General features: G+C 71.9%; 14 protein-coding genes. 13 read left to right on the top strand and 1 reads right to left on the bottom strand.

Going from position 1 to position 15,554, the window contains the following annotated elements:
- Positions 1 to 83: 83 nt before the first annotated feature.
- Positions 84 to 953: a PAC2 family protein gene (locus BKD30_RS04870; protein ID WP_076702915.1), complete on the bottom strand. Its 870-nt coding sequence runs from the start codon at positions 951 to 953 to the stop codon at positions 84 to 86.
- 145 nt (positions 954 to 1,098) lie between these two features.
- Here BKD30_RS04870 and BKD30_RS04865 point away from each other — a divergent pair, with 145 nt between their 5' ends.
- The 13 genes from BKD30_RS04865 to BKD30_RS16625 form a co-directional block, all read left to right on the top strand.
- A complete protein-coding gene (locus BKD30_RS04865) occupies positions 1,099 to 1,797 on the top strand; it encodes an HAD family hydrolase (RefSeq protein ID WP_143588072.1) in 699 nt (232 codons plus the stop codon).
- Entirely contained in the window at positions 1,794 to 2,966 is a 1,173-nt protein-coding gene (locus tag BKD30_RS04860; protein WP_076702778.1) for a site-2 protease family protein, read from the top strand. The genes BKD30_RS04865 and BKD30_RS04860 overlap by 4 nt, the downstream gene beginning before the upstream one ends.
- A gap of 80 nt (positions 2,967 to 3,046) precedes the next feature.
- On the top strand, positions 3,047 to 4,096 hold the full coding sequence (locus BKD30_RS04855) for a tRNA (adenine-N1)-methyltransferase (RefSeq protein ID WP_076702776.1): 1,050 nt from the start codon (positions 3,047 to 3,049) through the stop codon (positions 4,094 to 4,096).
- Positions 4,097 to 4,171: 75 nt separating this feature from the next.
- Complete coding sequence (gene arc / locus BKD30_RS04850) at positions 4,172 to 5,893, top strand: proteasome ATPase (protein WP_076702774.1); 1,722 nt, start codon at positions 4,172 to 4,174, stop codon at positions 5,891 to 5,893.
- A 3-nt stretch (positions 5,894 to 5,896) separates the two neighbouring features.
- Positions 5,897 to 7,522, top strand: coding sequence for a depupylase/deamidase Dop (gene dop / locus BKD30_RS04845; protein ID WP_076702772.1), 1,626 nt, complete (start codon positions 5,897 to 5,899; stop codon positions 7,520 to 7,522).
- Between the two features lie 4 nt (positions 7,523 to 7,526).
- Entirely contained in the window at positions 7,527 to 7,727 is a 201-nt protein-coding gene (locus BKD30_RS04840) for a ubiquitin-like protein Pup (RefSeq protein WP_076702770.1), read from the top strand.
- A gap of 6 nt (positions 7,728 to 7,733) precedes the next feature.
- Positions 7,734 to 8,549: a proteasome subunit beta gene (prcB, locus tag BKD30_RS04835; RefSeq protein ID WP_076702768.1), complete on the top strand. Its 816-nt coding sequence runs from the start codon at positions 7,734 to 7,736 to the stop codon at positions 8,547 to 8,549.
- A 3-nt stretch (positions 8,550 to 8,552) separates the two neighbouring features.
- Positions 8,553 to 9,284 (top strand): proteasome subunit alpha, encoded by a 732-nt coding sequence (prcA, locus tag BKD30_RS04830; protein WP_076702766.1) that lies wholly within the window; start codon positions 8,553 to 8,555, stop codon positions 9,282 to 9,284.
- Between the two features lies 1 nt (position 9,285).
- A complete protein-coding gene (pafA, locus tag BKD30_RS04825) occupies positions 9,286 to 10,767 on the top strand; it encodes a Pup--protein ligase (RefSeq protein WP_083956026.1) in 1,482 nt (493 codons plus the stop codon).
- Between the two features lie 62 nt (positions 10,768 to 10,829).
- The gene (locus tag BKD30_RS04820) at positions 10,830 to 11,807 is read left to right on the top strand and encodes an FKBP-type peptidyl-prolyl cis-trans isomerase (protein WP_076702763.1); all 978 of its coding nucleotides are present in this window, start codon (positions 10,830 to 10,832) and stop codon (positions 11,805 to 11,807) included.
- 50 nt (positions 11,808 to 11,857) lie between these two features.
- Positions 11,858 to 12,253: an FKBP-type peptidyl-prolyl cis-trans isomerase gene (locus BKD30_RS04815; protein WP_076702761.1), complete on the top strand. Its 396-nt coding sequence runs from the start codon at positions 11,858 to 11,860 to the stop codon at positions 12,251 to 12,253.
- A 52-nt stretch (positions 12,254 to 12,305) separates the two neighbouring features.
- On the top strand, positions 12,306 to 14,348 hold the full coding sequence (locus tag BKD30_RS04810) for a helix-turn-helix transcriptional regulator (protein ID WP_076702760.1): 2,043 nt from the start codon (positions 12,306 to 12,308) through the stop codon (positions 14,346 to 14,348).
- Between the two features lie 739 nt (positions 14,349 to 15,087).
- Positions 15,088 to 15,554: DUF222 domain-containing protein (locus tag BKD30_RS16625; protein WP_235861456.1), on the top strand; the 467-nt coding region annotated here is incomplete at its 3' end.

Here is a 15,554-nt window from a genome sequence, read left to right as displayed (position 1 = left end):
CGCTTCCTCACGACGTGGAACAGGTCCTCACCACCGGTTCGAGCGGAACCGGCGAACTCGACGGGAAGTGCACCGCCTGAGCCTCAGCGCTCCTTGCCGCGCCGCTTGAGGTAACGCTCGAACTCCCGGGCGATGGACTCGCCGCTCGCCTCGGGCAGTTCGGCGGTGTCCTTCGCCTCCTCCAGCTGATGCACGTACGCCTGGATCTCCGGGTCCTCCGTGGCGAGTTCGTCGACGCCACGCTCCCAGGCCTCCGCGTCCTCCCGCAGGTCCGCATCGCCGACCAGAGGCACGTGCAACAGTTCCTCGAGCCGGTTCAACAGCGCCAGCTGCGCCTTGGGTGAGGGCGCCTGGGCCACGTAGTGGGGCACGGCCGCCCACAGCGAGACAGCGGGGATCCCGGCGAGCTCCGCCACCTCGGCCAGCACGCCGAGAATCCCGGTGGGCCCCTCGTAGGTCGACGGATCCGTGTTCAACCCCTCCTGCAGGCCGGCGTCGTCGGTGGAGATCGACACCGGGATCGGCCGGGTGTGGGGTACGTCGGCCAGGAGCGCGCCCAGCAGGATCAGGTGGTCGACGCCGAGGTCGGCGGCGTGCGCCATCACGTCCGCGGTGTAGGCGCGCCACCGGTAGGAGGGTTCCACACCGTGCAGGAGCACGACGTCGAGGTTGGAGTTCGGCACCGAGGCCCTGGTCAGCCAGGTGGTCGGCCACTGGATGCGCCGTTCGCCGCCGCTGCGCACCACCATCGGGCGCGTGAACTGGAAGTCGTAGTAGGCGTCGGAGTCGAGCGCACCGACCCGGGTGGCGGACCAGCGCTCGTCGAGCCGGTTGAGGGCGTCACTGGCCGCCTCGCCGGCGTCGTTCCAGCCCTCGAAGGCGGCGATCATCACGGTGACCCGGTCCCGGCCCCCGGCGTCCTGCCCCAGGTGGATGCCGAACACGCTGGTCAACGACTCGCCGGCCCGCTCGGTAGCCGCGTCCTGCGCCGGCTCGTCCCCGCCGGTCACCTCGGCTGCGTCCTCGGGCTGTTCGTCGTCGCTCACTCGTCCAGCGTAATGCCGGGTACCGACCAGCATGCCTCCTAGACTGGAGCCCATGGCTTCCCCCACCGACGATCTCCCCCTGCGCGCGGTCCTCTGGGACATGGACGGGACCCTGGTGGACACCGAGCCGTACTGGATCGCCGCGGAGCGGGCGCTGATGGCCGGTCACGGCCTGCGCTGGACCCTGGCGGACTCGCAGAGCATGGTCGGCCAGGCGCTGCCGACCGTCGCGGCGGCGATGCGGTCCCGCGGTCTGGACCTGCCGATCCGCACCATCCTCGACACCGTGATCGAGGACGTGCTCGCGTCCGTCCGCGCCAGGATCCCCTGGCGGCCGGGGGCCCGTGAACTGCTGCAGCAACTGCGGAACGCCGGTGTCTCCTGCGCCCTGGTCACCATGAGCGAGGCCGTGCTCGCGCGCGCGGTGACCGACCAGCTGCCCGAGGGCACCTTCGACTTCCTCGTCACCGGGGACATGGTCACCCACGGGAAGCCGCACCCGGAACCGTACGAGCGGGCTCTCGCCCGGCTGCGCCGGACCGAACCCGAGCTGCCCGCGGCGGCCGTCATCGCCCTGGAGGACTCCGTCCCCGGCGTCGAGTCGGCCCGCAGCAGCGGCGTCACCACGATCGCCGTCCCGCACATCGTGCCGGTCCCGCAACACCCGGACGTGCAGCAGTGGGAGAGCCTGGCCGGCACCACCGTGGCCGACCTGCAGCAGGCCCTGCGAACCCGGGCCACCCTCTCGTGAGCGGCACCGGCGCCCCGGCGCCCGACGGCACCACGGCGCCGCGGGAGGGCATCCCCCTGGGCCGGATGTTCTCCGTCCCGGTCCTGCTCTCCTGGTCCTGGTTCCTGATCGCGGCCTTCATCGTGATCAGCTTCGGCCCCGTGGTCGCCTACCAGTTCCCGCGCCTGGGGCCGGGCGCCTGGCTGGTCGCCCTGGCGTACGCGGTGCTGCTCCTGCTCTCCGTCCTCGCTCACGAGCTGGCCCACGCCCTCACCGCCCGGGCCTTCGGATGGCCCTCCGCGCGGATCGTGCTCACCCTCTGGGGCGGGCACACCTCCTTCGAGACCATGCCCACCAGTGCCGGCCGATCCCTCGTCGTCGCTCTCGCCGGACCGGCCGCGAACCTGGCGCTGGCGGGAATCGGTTCCGCCGTCACCGTCGCCCTCGTCCCCGGCACCGTCACCTGGTTGCTCTCGTCCGTGTTCACGGTGGCCAACCTGTTCGTCGGCGTGTTCAACGTGTTGCCGGGCCTGCCCCTGGACGGGGGTCGGATCGTGGAATCCGCCGTCTGGCGCGCCACCGGCGACCAGGACCGGGGGACCGTGGCGGCGGGCTGGGCCGGCCGGGTGATCGCCGTCCTCATCCTCGGTCTGGTGCTGTGGCCGGTGTTCACCGGACGGGGCCTGCCGAGCCTGAGCACCCTGGCGATCGGCGTGCTCATCGCCGGCTTCCTCTGGGCCGGTGCGAGTGAGGCCATCCGCGGCGGCCGGCTCAGGCAGCGGCTCGGGGTGATCAGCGCCGGCCGGCTCGCCCGCCCCGCGGCCGGGGTGCCGGCCGTCGCCACCGTCGCACAGCTGACCGCGCTGGCCCGCGACCTGCGCACCGGCCCCGGGACCGAGCTGGTCCTGGTCGACGACCGGGGCGCGCCCGTGGCCGTGGCCGACCGGGACGCGCTGGCCGCCGTGCCGGCCGAGCGGGCGGCAGCGACGGGGGCGGGGGCCGTCGCCCGCCCGCTGGCCACCGGCGCGGTCGTGCCCGAGGCCGCGGAGGGGCAGCAGCTCGTCCAGTACCTGGCCCGGCTCGCCGGTTCCGAGTACGCCGTGATCGACGGGCGCGGCGTCGTCACCGGTCTGCTCACCCAGGCGGCCGTGCTGGACGCGCTGCAGGGTCGCACCGACCCCTGGCACTGACCCGCACCCACCACGCCGGCGACGGCCGAGACTGACGACGACGACCGCGCGGGCGCTGCCCGTGCTGCCCACCCGAGGAGATGACGATGACCGACGCCACCACCGGCGCCGCAGCCCGCCGCGGCCCGTTCCGGGACGGCGAACGCGTGCAGCTGACCGACGAGAAGGGGCGGCTGAACACCATCACGCTCACCGCCGGTCAGGCCTTCCACACCCACCGCGGCGTCCTGGAGCACGACGCGTTGATCGGGCGCGAGGAGGGCACCGTGATCGCCAACACCGCCGGGCACCGCTATCAGGCCCTCCGGCCCCTGCTCAAGGACTTCGTCCTGTCCATGCCCCGGGGCGCCGCCGTCATATACCCGAAGGACGCCGCCCAGATCGTCACCATGGGCGACATCTACCCGGGCGCCCGCGTGGTCGAGGCCGGCGTCGGCTCCGGCGCTCTGACCCTGTCGCTGCTGCGCGCGGTCGGCGATGCGGGTCGCGTGCACTCCTTCGAGCTGCGCCCCGAGTTCGCCGACATCGCCCGCGGCAACGTCACCACCATGTTCGGTGCCGACCACCCCGCCTGGCGGTTGACCATCGGCGACCTCGCCACCGAACTCGGCGCCCACGAGGCACCCGGCAGCGTGGACCGGATGGTCCTGGACATGCTCGCCCCCTGGGAATGCCTGGACGCGGCCGCCACGGCACTGGCCCCCGGCGGCGTGCTGATCGCCTACATCGCCACCGTCACCCAGCTCTCCCGCGTCGCCGAGGCCGTGCGCGCCGACGGCCGCTTCACCGAGCCCGACTCCTGGGAGACCATGCTGCGTGGGTGGCACGTCGAAGGCCTCGCGGTCCGACCCGACCACCGGATGGTCGCGCACACGGCGTTCCTGCTGATGACGCGGCGGCTCGCCGACGGGGCCGAGCGGCTCGCCCCGCGCCGGCGGGCCTCCAAGACCGACTACACCGAGGAGGACCTGAACGCGTGGACGCCGGGGGCGGTGGGGGAGCGGGCGGTCTCGGACCGGCGTCTCCGCAAGGTCGGTCGGGACGCGGGCCGGCTCGCCGCCCGCGCGCGGGACGCGGGAACCGACGTCGGGCCCGTCACCGATGCGAGCACGGACACCCCGACGAACTAGGGTGGAACCACGGCCGGGACGGGCGCGCCGACCGCGTTCCAGCCCCGGCACGGTGCACCGAAGGAGGTAGCGGACATGTCCGAGCCCACCCCCACGGGGCCCATCGGCGCCCCGGATACCGCGGCCCGCCAACTGGCGGTGCTGCGGGACAAGCTGCGGTTGCTCGACCGCCAGCTCGCCGGTGCCGGCGCGCAGAACGCCACGCTGGTCCGGGCCCTCGAGGCGGCCAAGGGCGAGATCGTCCGGCTCAAGGGTGCCCTGGAGCGCGACGGCGCCGCGCCGTTCGGCTTCGGCACCGTGATCGCCGTCAATCCCGCCCGGCCCGCCGACGCCTCCCGTGGTGTCGCGGTCGCCGCGGAGAGCGTCGACGTGGTCAACGCCGGACGGAAGGTGCGCGTGAGCGTCTCACCGCTGGTCGGCATCGACGCCCTCACGGTCGGCCAGGAGGTGCTGCTGAACGAGTCGCTCACCGTGGTCGGGGCGTTGGGGTACGAACGCGCCGGGGACGTGGCCACCGTCAAGGAGCTGATCGGCGCGGACCGGGCGCTCGTGGTCGGCCGGTCCGACGACGAGAAGGTCGTCCGGCTCTCGGGCGGACTCCAGGGCGCCCCGCTGCGGGTGGGCGACGCCGTCACCGTCGACGCGCGGATCGGCTACGCGCTGGAGAAGATCGCCCGCAGCGAGGTCGAGTCCCTCATCCTCGAGGAGGTGCCCGACATCTCCTACACCGACATCGGCGGTCTGGGTCCCCAGATCGAGCAGATCCGGGACGCCGTCGAACTGCCGTTCATGCACCCGGACCTGTACCGGGAGCACGGCCTGAAGGCCCCCAAGGGGATCCTGCTGTACGGCCCGCCGGGGTGTGGCAAGACCCTGATCGCCAAGGCCGTGGCCCATTCCCTGGCCGCCCGAGTCGCGGAGCGGCGCGGCTCCGACGTGACCAGTTACTTCCTGAACATCAAGGGCCCCGAACTGCTGGACAAGTACGTCGGCGAGACCGAGCGGCACATTCGGTTGATCTTCGCCCGAGCCCGGGAGAAGGCGTCGGCCGGCAACCCGGTGATCGTGTTCTTCGACGAGATGGACTCGCTGTTCCGCACCCGCGGCACCGGGGTCTCCTCCGACGTCGAGACCACCATCGTCCCCCAGCTGCTCAGCGAGATCGACGGCGTCGAGCGGCTCGACAACGTCATCGTCATCGGCGCCTCCAACCGGGAGGACATGATCGACCCGGCGATCCTGCGCCCCGGCCGGCTCGATGTGAAGATCAAGATCCACCGGCCCGACGCCGAGGCCGCCGCCGAGATCTTCGGCAAGTACCTCACCGCCGACATCCCCCTGCACGAGGACGACCTGGCCGAGCACGGCGCCGAGCGGTCCGCGACCGTGGCGGCCATGATCCAGCGCACCGTCGAGACGATGTACGCGACCGACGCCTCCACCGAGTACCTGGAGGTGACGTACGCGAACGGCGAGTCGGAGGTGCTCTACTTCAAGGACTTCAACTCCGGTGCGGTGATCCAGAACGTCGTGGACCGCGCCAAGAAGAACGCGATCAAGGACCTGCTGACGACGGGCCAGAAGGGCCTGCGGATCGAGCACCTGCTCCGGGCGGTCACCGACGAGTACCACGAGCACGAGGACCTGCCCAACACCACCAACCCGGACGACTGGGCGCGGATCTCGGGCAAGAAGGGGGAGCGGATCACCTTTATCCGCACCATCGCCCACGCCAAGACCGGCCAGTCCCGTGGCCGCGCCGTGACCACCGCCACCGACACCGGGCAGTACCTGTAGCGGATGAGCGTGCACCGCATCATGGGCAGCGAGACCGAGTTCGGCATCCTCGCCCCCAGCGCCCCCGGCGCCGACTCCACCGTGCTCGCGACCCGGGTGATCAACGCCTGGGCGGACCTGACCGGGCTGAACACCCGGGAACCGTCCTCGTCCGGGGGAGCGGGCTGGGACTACTCCGACGAGGCGCCGCTGGCCGACGCCCGCGGTTGGGTGCTGGCACGGGCAGCCGCCGACCCCAGCCAACTCACCGACGTGCCCGACGTGCTCACCGCCGAACAGGTCGCCGCGGTCGGGTTGGACGAGGTCGACGACGACGGGGCCGACCCGATCAACGACGGCCTGCTGATGAACGTCGTGCTCGGCAACGGGGCCCGGCTCTACGTCGACCACGCTCACCCCGAGTACGCCGGCCCCGAGGTCACCAACCCGCTCGACGCCGTCCGCTGGGACGCGGCCGGGGACGCCGTGGCCCGTGCCGCGATGGACCGGATCACCGCCACCGGCGGCACCCCGGTCCAGCTGTACAAGAACAACACCGACGGCAAGGCGGCCTCCTACGGCAGCCACGAGAACTACCTGATGCCGCGCGAGGTGCCGTTCGGGGCGATCGTGGCCGGCCTGGTGCCGTTCTTCGTCAGCCGGCAGGTGATCTGCGGGGCCGGCCGGGTCGGTCTGGGCGTCGACGGCTCCGGACCCGGGTTCCAACTCAGTGCGCGGGCCGACTTCTTCGAGGCCGAGGTCGGCCTGGAGACCACCGTGCGCCGGCCCATCATCAACACCCGCGACGAGCCGCACGCCGTCGCGGAACGGTTCCGGCGGCTGCACGTCATCATCGGGGACGCCAACCTGGCGGAGATCTCCGGGTACCTCAAGTTCGGCACCACCGCCCTCGTGCTCGCCATGATCGAGGCCGGCACCGCACCCGCCGTGCAGGTGCTAGAGCCGGTCCGAGCGCTGCAGGCCATCAGCCATGACCCCACCCTGTGCGCCACGGTGGCCCTCGCCGACGGTCGACGGGTCACGGGCCTGGACCTGCAGCGGATCTACCTGGACGCGGCTCGCGCCCACTGCGCTCGCACCGGCGCGGACGCAGACGCGATGACGGCCGACGTGCTGGACCGGTGGACCGCCGTCATCGATCTGCTCGCCGTCGACCCGAGCTCGGCGGCCGACCAGCTGGACTGGGCCGCCAAGCTGGGCCTTGTCACCGCCTATCGGGATCGGGACGGTCTCGCGTGGGACGACCCGCGGCTGGCCCTGGTGGACCTGCAGTATTCCGATGTGCGGACCAACCGTGGCCTGTACCACCGGCTCGTCGCCGGGGGCCGGATGCGGCGGCTGCTCGACGACGCCGCCGTCGTCGCCGCGGTCTCGGACCCGCCCGAGGACACGCGCGCCTGGTTCCGTGGCCAGTGCCTGCAGCGGTTCGCCGCCGACGTCGCCGCCGCCAACTGGGACTCGGTCGTGTTCGACCTGCCCGGGGCCCGCCGGCTGGTGCGGATCCCCACGAAGGAGCCGCACCGCGGCACCCGGGCACTGACCGAATCCCTGTTCACGGCCAGCAGCGACGCCGCCGACTTCGTCCGCCGACTCGGCACCGTGCCGGACCCCGGTGGCGTGGCACGATAGGACCATGAGCGAACAGCAGCGTGCCTCCGCCGGCGACCAGCAGGAGCAGACCGAGCAGGACCTCGACCCCACGCCGCCGACCGCCGAGGCCGCACCGAGCGCGTCGACCGCCGGGGTGGACGACCTGCTCGACGAGATCGACGGCGTCCTCGAGGCCAACGCCGAGGAGTTCGTGCGCGGATTCGTGCAGAAGGGTGGCCAGTAACCCTCCATGGAGTACACCGGCTCCTCGTTCACCGCCTGGCTGCAGGCCGACCATCCGGACCTGCTGCCCTTCGGCCGAGCACCACTGGCCGCCCCTTGGGGCCAGCCGCAGGGCGGGGGCTCGGGCGCCGGGACGTTGGCCCCGCACGGGACCACGATCCTGGCCATGACCTACGGCGGGGGCGTGCTGATGGCCGGCGACCGCCGCGCCACCATGGGCAACGTCATCGCCAGCCGACACATCGAGAAGGTGTACCCGGCGGACTCCTACTCCGTGCTCGGCGTGGCCGGCACCGCGGGCATCGCCCTGGACGTGATGCGGCTCTTCCAGGTCGAGCTCGAGCACTACGAGAAGATCGAGGGCACCCTGCTCAGCCTCGAGGGCAAGGCCAATCGGCTCGGTGCCATGGTCCGCGACAACCTGCCCCGCGCCGTGCAGGGCCTGGCCGTGCTGCCCCTGTTCGCCGGCTACGACACCACCCGGGCCGTCGGCCGGATCTTCTCCTACGACGTCACCGGCGGTCGTTACGAGGAGATCGAGCACCACACGGTGGGCTCGGGCTCCGCGTTCGCCCGCGGCGCGCTGAAGAAGCTGTGGCGTCCGCACCTGACGGAGGAGGAAGCGGTCCGGGTGGCCGTCGAGTCCCTGTTCGACGCCGCCGACGACGACGCCGCCACGGGCGGCCCGGACGCGATCCGCCGGCTGTGGCCGGTGATCATGACGGTGGGCTCCGCGGGGCACCGCCGGATCCCCGAGCACCAGTTGGCCGAGGTCTGCGAATCGGTGCTGGCCGCCCGCTCCGCCGTCGGACGGGAGGCCTGAGCGGTGACCCAGTCGTTCTACGTCTCACCCGAACAACTGATGAAGGACCGGGCCGACTTCGCCCGCAAGGGCATCGCCCGGGGCCGGTCCGTCGTCGTCCTGTCCTGCGCCGAGGGCATCGCTTTGGTCGCCGAGAACCCGTCCCCGTCGCTGCACAAGGTGGGGGAGATCTACGACCGGATCGCGTTCGCCGCGGTCGGCAAGTACAACGAGTTCGAGTCCCTGCGGCAGGCGGGAGTGCGGTACGCGGATCTGCGGGGCTACGCCTACGACCGCGAGGACGTCACCGCCCGCGGTCTGGCCAGCGTCTACACCCAGTCCCTGGGGGCCGTCTTCACCACCGAGGGCAAACCCTTCGAGGTCGAGCTCGCCGTCGTCGAGGTCGGCGCGACCCCCGAGGCGGACCGGCTGTTCCGGCTCCTGTTCGACGGCTCGATCTCCGACCAGCGCGGCTTCGTCGTGATGGGCGGCGCGGCGGAGACGATCGGCGGGACGCTGGCCACCCGGCACGACCCGGACGCCGGCTTCGCCGGCGCGGTGACCACCGCCGTCGACGCCCTGCGCCGGTCCGGCGGCGACGGCGAGGACGAGACGACGCCCCGCGAACTGCCGGCCGCACAGCTCGAGGTCGCCGTCCTGGACCGGGACCCGATGACGCTGCGCGGCAGCCCGCGGGCGTTCCGGCGGCTGAGCACCGACGAGTGCGCGGCCCTGCTGGCCGGGCCCGGGAACTGAGATGAAGCGGCGCATCTTCGGTCTGGAGACCGAGTTCGGGCTCGCGTACTCACCCGGCGGCGGCTCCCCGCTGTCGCCCGAGGAGGTGGCCCGGTACCTGTTCCGCAAGGTCGTGCACTGGGGCCGCTCCTCGAACGTGTTCCTGGCCAACGGGGCGCGACTCTACCTCGACGTCGGGTCCCACCCCGAGTACGCGACAGCCGAGTGCGACGACGTGGAGGACCTCCTCGCCCAGGACCTGGCGGGGGAGCTGATCGTCGACGACCTGTGCCGGGAAGCGGAGGAACGGCTGGCGGCCGAGGGCTACGCCGGCTCCGTGTACCTGTTCAAGAACAACACCGACTCGGTGGGCAACTCGTACGGCAGCCACGAGAACTACCTGATCCCGCGCACCACCTCCTTCACCCGGCTGGCGGAGATCCTGATCCCGTTCCTCATCTCCCGGCAGCTGATCGCCGGCGCCGGGAAGGTCGTCACCGGCCCCGGCGGCCACCGGTACGCGTTCAGCCAGCGCGCCGACCACATCTGGGAGGGCGTCTCCTCGGCGACGACCCGGTCCCGGCCGATCATCAACACCCGGGACGAGCCACACGCCGACGCCGAGCACTACCGCCGCCTGCACGTCATCTCCGGTGACTCCTCGATGAGCCAGAGCACCACGGTGCTCAAGATCGTCAGCGTGGACCTGCTGCTGCGCATGATCGAGGACGGCGTCATCATGCGGGACCTGCGCCTGGAAAACCCGATCCGCAGCATCCGCGACATCTCCCACGACCCGACCGGCCGGCACCCGGTGCGGCTCGCCAACGGCGCCACCATCAGCGCCGTCGAGCTGCAGCGGTACTTCTGGCAGAAGGCCACCGACTACGTCGACCGCGCCGGCGCCCACCACCAGCGGGTCGCCTTCGCCCTGGACCTGTGGGACCGGGCCCTGACCGCGGTGGAGAGCGGCGACACGACCGGCATCGACACCGAGATCGACTGGGCCATCAAGAAGAAGCTGATCGACTCCTACCGTTCCCGGAGCGGACTGGCGCTGGACGCGCCGCGGATCGCCCAGCTCGACCTGACCTACCACGACATCAACCGCAGCCGCGGCCTGTTCCACCTGCTCCAGTCCCGCGGAGCGGTGCGCACCCTGATCAGCGAGCAACGGGTCAAGGCCGCGGTCGACGACCCGCCCGCCACCACGCGGGCACGGCTGCGCGGCGACTTCGTCCGCGCCGCCGTCGCCGCCGGACGCGACTACACCGTCGACTGGGTGCATTTGAAGCTGAACGACCGGACACAGCAGACCATCCTCTGCAAGGATCCCTTCAAGGCCGAGGACCCGCGGGTGGACGAGCTGATCGCCGGAATCCGGGCGGTCGGCCCGCAACCGGAGACCGATGGTGCGGACGAGGCCTCGGCCGCCGGGTCGACCGGTGGTTCAGCCGGTCGAGCCGGCGGTGGAGGCAATACCCAGACTGGTCCGCTACCGTAGACGAGCGCGCGGCCACTCGTTCGGGTGCGCCGGCGAACCCGACCCCGTTCCGAGGACTTTCTGTGCGCCGACTTCTCGCTCTGTTGCTGATTCCCCTCTCGTTCCTGATCGCCGGCTGTCAGGCCTCCGGCCCCGGCGGGTCGTCGTCGTCCTCCTCGGCCGCGGCGGCCAACCCGCTGGACTCGATGAAGGTCACCAGTGAGGCGGACAAGAAGGTGCCCGGTCTCGACTTCACCAAGCCGCTGTCCTCGAGCACCCCGGCCGCGAAGGTGATCAAGGAGGGTAGTGGCCCCGCCGTCAAGGCCGGTCAGTCCGTCAGCTACGTCGGTGCGGTGATCAACGGTGCCGACGGCGCGGTGCAGAACGAGACGTTCACCACCGGCAAGGCGGAGAGCCTGCTACTGACCGATTCGGTCAAGCAGCAGAACGAGGTGCTGTACAACGCGCTCGTCAACGCGAAGATCGGCTCCTACGTCGCGTTCGCGGCCCCGGCCCAGTCGCCCAGCCCGGCACCGAGCGCCAGTGGCGGGGCGAGTGCCGGTGCGTCGCCGAGTACCAGTGCCTCCCCGGCGGCGTCGAACGTCATCGTGCTCAAGCTGGAGTCGGTCAAGGACGTCCCGACCCGCGCCCAGGGCACCGCGGTGCCGCCGAAGGCGGGACTGCCGACCGTCAAGCTCGGCGACAACGGCGCCCCCACCATCACGGTGCCTAAGACCAAGGCGCCCACCAAACTCGTGTCCCAGGACCTGATCAAGGGCAGCGGCAAGGCGGTCAAGGCGACCGACACGGTCACCGTCCAGTACACCGGCGTCAAGTGGTCCGACGGCTCCGAGTTCGATTCGAGCTGGAAGAACAACGCTCCCGTCTCCTTCCCGCTCAACGGCGTGGTCAAGGGCTGGACCCAAGGCCTGACCGGCAAGACCGTCGGCTCCCAGGTACTGCTCGTGGTGCCGCCGAGTCTCGGCTACGGCGACACGAAGGGCTCCCCGCTGCAGAAGGAGACCCTCGTCTTCGTCGTCGACATCCTCGACGTCGCCTGAGCGTTCCCTCTTCTTCCACGCGTACCAGCCCCCGACGACAGGAGACCGGAGTGTCCTTCGGCAAGCGCGAGTACGACCGGCAGCGTCCGGAGATCGAGTTCCCCGACCACGCGGCGCCCGCCGACCTGGTGGTCCAGGACCTGATCGTCGGTGACGGGCCCGAGGCCACGGCCGGCAGCACCGTGAGCGCCCACTACGTCGGGGTGGCCTTCTCCACGGGGGAGGAGTTCGACGCGTCCTGGAACCGTGGCGCGCCCCTGGACTTCCGGCTCGGCGTGGGGCAGGTCATCGCCGGCTGGGACGAGGGCATCGCCGGGATGAAGGTGGGCGGCCGGCGCCGACTCGAGATTCCCGCCGTGAAGGCCTACGGGGACAGCGGCGCCGGCGCGGCGATCGCCCCCGGAGAGGCCCTGATCTTCGTCGTCGACCTCGTCGGCGTGCGCTGATCCGACCGATCGCGCCGACGAGGCGGCCGACCCGCTGTTAGCGTAGGCGACTGTGGCACCGAAGCGCACCGAGCGACTGCTCAACCTGCTGATCGCCCTGCTCGAGCGCAGGCAGGGGTACAGCAGGGAGGAGTTGCGGCGCGTCATCCCGGCCTACGCGGCCGCCGGCGACGAAGCGTTCGAGCGGATGTTCGAGCGGGACAAGGCCGATCTTCGCGACCTCGGGCTTCCGCTCGAGTCGTTCAGCGACGACTCCTACTTCGACGCGGACCTGCACACCGTCCGGTACCGCATCCACCCGGACCGTTACCGGCTGCCCCCGGTCCGGTTCAGCACCGACGAGTCCGCGGTGCTCAACCTGGCCTCCCGGATGTGGCAACAGGCCTCCCTGTCGTCGGCCGCAGGCAGGGCCATGCGCAAGCTCTCCGCGCGGGGTGTCGATCCTGCCCGGGACGTCCTGCTGGGCGTGGAACCCCGGATCCGCGCCACCGAACCGGCTTTTGGGCCGCTGTTGGACGCCATCCTGGCGCGCCGTCCGGTCAGCTTCGGGTACCAGCGACCCGAGGCGGCGGCGCCGCAGACCCGGCATCTGCAGCCGTGGGGGATCGGCAACCGGTTCGGCCACTGGTACGTCGTCGGCCACGACGAGGACCGCGACGCCGAGCGTACGTTCCGGCTCTCCCGCATGACGACCCCGGTCATCACCCGCCCCGGCAGCTACACCGTGCCCGACCGGTTCACCGTGGCCGGCGCGCTGGCAGCCCTGGTGCAGCGCGCCCCCACCGAGACGGCCACCGTGGTCGCCAGGCCGGGCACGGCTCTGTCCCTGCGGCCCCCGGCTGGTGCGGGCACCAGCCCGCCGCCCGGTCCCGATCCTGCCGACCCGGACTGGGAGCGGTTCACCGTGCCTTGTTCCGACGTCGAGATCCTGGCCGAGGAACTGGCCGGGCACGGGCCCCACGTGCGGGTCCTCCACCCGCCGACCCTGCGCGACGCCGTCGTCCGGCGGCTGCGCGCCGCCCGGGTGCTCGCCGACCGCGCACCGGTGCCCACCGTCGACCTGGCAACACCCGCCCGACCCCACACGCAACGGACCTCCCGGGACGACCTCACCCGGCTGCTCGACCTGGTCCCGTATCTGATGGAGCACCCCGGTGCCGACCTGCCCGCCACCGCCCGACTGTTCGACATCACTCCCGCCCAGCTGGTCAAGGACCTCGAGCTACTCTTCGTGTGCGGGCTGCCCGGCTACGGCCCGGACCAGCTGATCGACGCCAGCTGGGAGGAGGGTGCCATCTACATCGGCAACGCCGACGAGCTGAGCGAACCCGTCCGGCTCACCGTCGACGAGGCGGGCGCCCTGATCGTGGGCCTGCAGGCGCTCGCGGCGGTGCCCGGCATCGGTCAGCGGCCCGCGGTCGAGGCGGCGCTGGCGAAGATCGCGTCCGCGGCCTCGGACGCGATCGACCTGACCGCCTCCCTGCATGCCGACGTCGCCGCCGGGGACGGCGCCGGGCTGCTGGCCACGCTGCAGCGCGACGTCCGGGAGGGCCGCCGGATCGTGCTCGACTACCTCGTCCCGCACCGGGACGAGGTGACCCGGCGCAGTGTCGACCCGTGGCGCCTGTTCTCGGCCAACGACCAGTGGTACCTGCAGGGCTGGTGCTATCGCAGCGGGGACGTCCGCAACTTCCGGCTCGACCGGATCCGGGCCGTCGCCCCCGACGGGGAGGCCCTCGTCGACCGGCAACGGATCATCGAACACGACCGCACGGACCCGGACATCGAGCTGTTCACCCGGTCCGACGACGACGTCGAGGTCACCGTCCTGCTCTCCCCGCGCGGCCGGTGGGTGGCCGACCACTTCGACGCCGAGCGCGTCGCCGAGGCCGGCAGTGTCACGAACGGCAGTGTCTGGAACGGCTGGCTGGTCGCTCGGCTCCGGGTGGGCACCACCGCATGGCTGCCCGGCCTCGTCACGCGCGCCGGCGGCGACATCCGGGTGCTCGGCCCGGACGACGTCGCCGCGAGCTGCTCGGCCTGGATCGACGACGCACTCGCCGTGAACGCCGAGGCGCATCCCGACGCCGTGTAGTGGTCCCTGGTGGTGTGGCTCGGTGGGGTCACCGACCGGCTTCCGCGGATCAGCTGAGTGGTCGCTGGGCGCAGTTCATCGCGAGCCGCTCGGTTCTCGTCTGTCGCGCTGCAACCGCTCGCTGCCGTGGATCGGCGGGCGCTGGCGGGGTGTCGTCGTCCGTCGCGCAGCAACCCATTTGCGGGCTGCGGGCGTGTGCCGTCGGGTCGGCGGCTTTCCGAACGGGTTGCCTCGACCTCTTGTATTCGAACATATGTTCGAGTAAAGTGGGTTCATGGATGAGGTATCCGACGAACCAGCATCCCGGGGCGGACCCGTGCAACCGGCTGACGCCGGGCAGTGGGATGACGCCGTGCAGCCGGTGGTGATCGCGTCCTGGATCCGCGCACTGGCCGGCCTCGCCTCCCTCCCCGTCGCTGTTCCCGGCACTACTGCTGTTTCGGTCGCTGGTCCGGTCCCCGTGTCGGGTCGATCGGGGCGTCCGATGGGTTCCCGGCTGGCGACCGGTGCGTGCGTTTCCGACCCCGATGCCCCAGCCTCCGGTGGTTCGGGCTCCTGTACTGCGGGTTCCGGTGTTCTAGCTCCCACTGGTGGTTCGGGCCGCGATCTCCGGGCCGACGGCGGTCCCGGTTCCGGTGTTGTGGCCTCTGATGTCCGGTGCGGCGGCGCTGTCCCTGTCGGTAATCCGGATGGTCGGGCCGCGGGTGCTGGTCAGGCTGCCGGTGGTGTGGTGCCGGGGGTGGGGGCGGGGTTGATCGACCGGATCCGGGCTCTGGAGGAGTTGAAGACCGCGGCTGCGGCGGCTCAGGTGCGGGCGACGGCGCAGTTCGCGGTGGTGCAGCGGGCCGCGCAGGCGGCGGCGGGGGTGCCGGCGGGGCAGCGGGGTGCGGGGGTGGGGGCGCAGGTGGCGTTGGCGCGTCGGGAGTCCCCGGCCCGGGGTGGCCGGTATCTGGGGTTGGCGCACCTGCTGGTGGCGGATCTGCCGCACACGTTGGCGGCGATGAGTGCGGGGACGTTGAGTGAGTGGCGGGCGACGTTGATCGCCCGGGAGACGGTGTGCCTGGAGGCGGGGGACCGGCGTGCGGTGGACGCGGCGTTGAGCGCGGACACCGGTGGGGTGGACGGTCTGGGGGACGCGGCGTTGGTGGCGGCGGCCCGCAGGATCTCGTACCGGGTGGACCCGGCCGCGGTGACGGCCAGGGCGCG

This window comes from Tersicoccus phoenicis, from assembly GCF_001968835.1.
In the GTDB taxonomy this organism is placed as follows: domain Bacteria; phylum Actinomycetota; class Actinomycetes; order Actinomycetales; family Micrococcaceae; genus Tersicoccus; species Tersicoccus phoenicis.
This window is presented reverse-complemented; position numbering and strand designations above follow the sequence as displayed.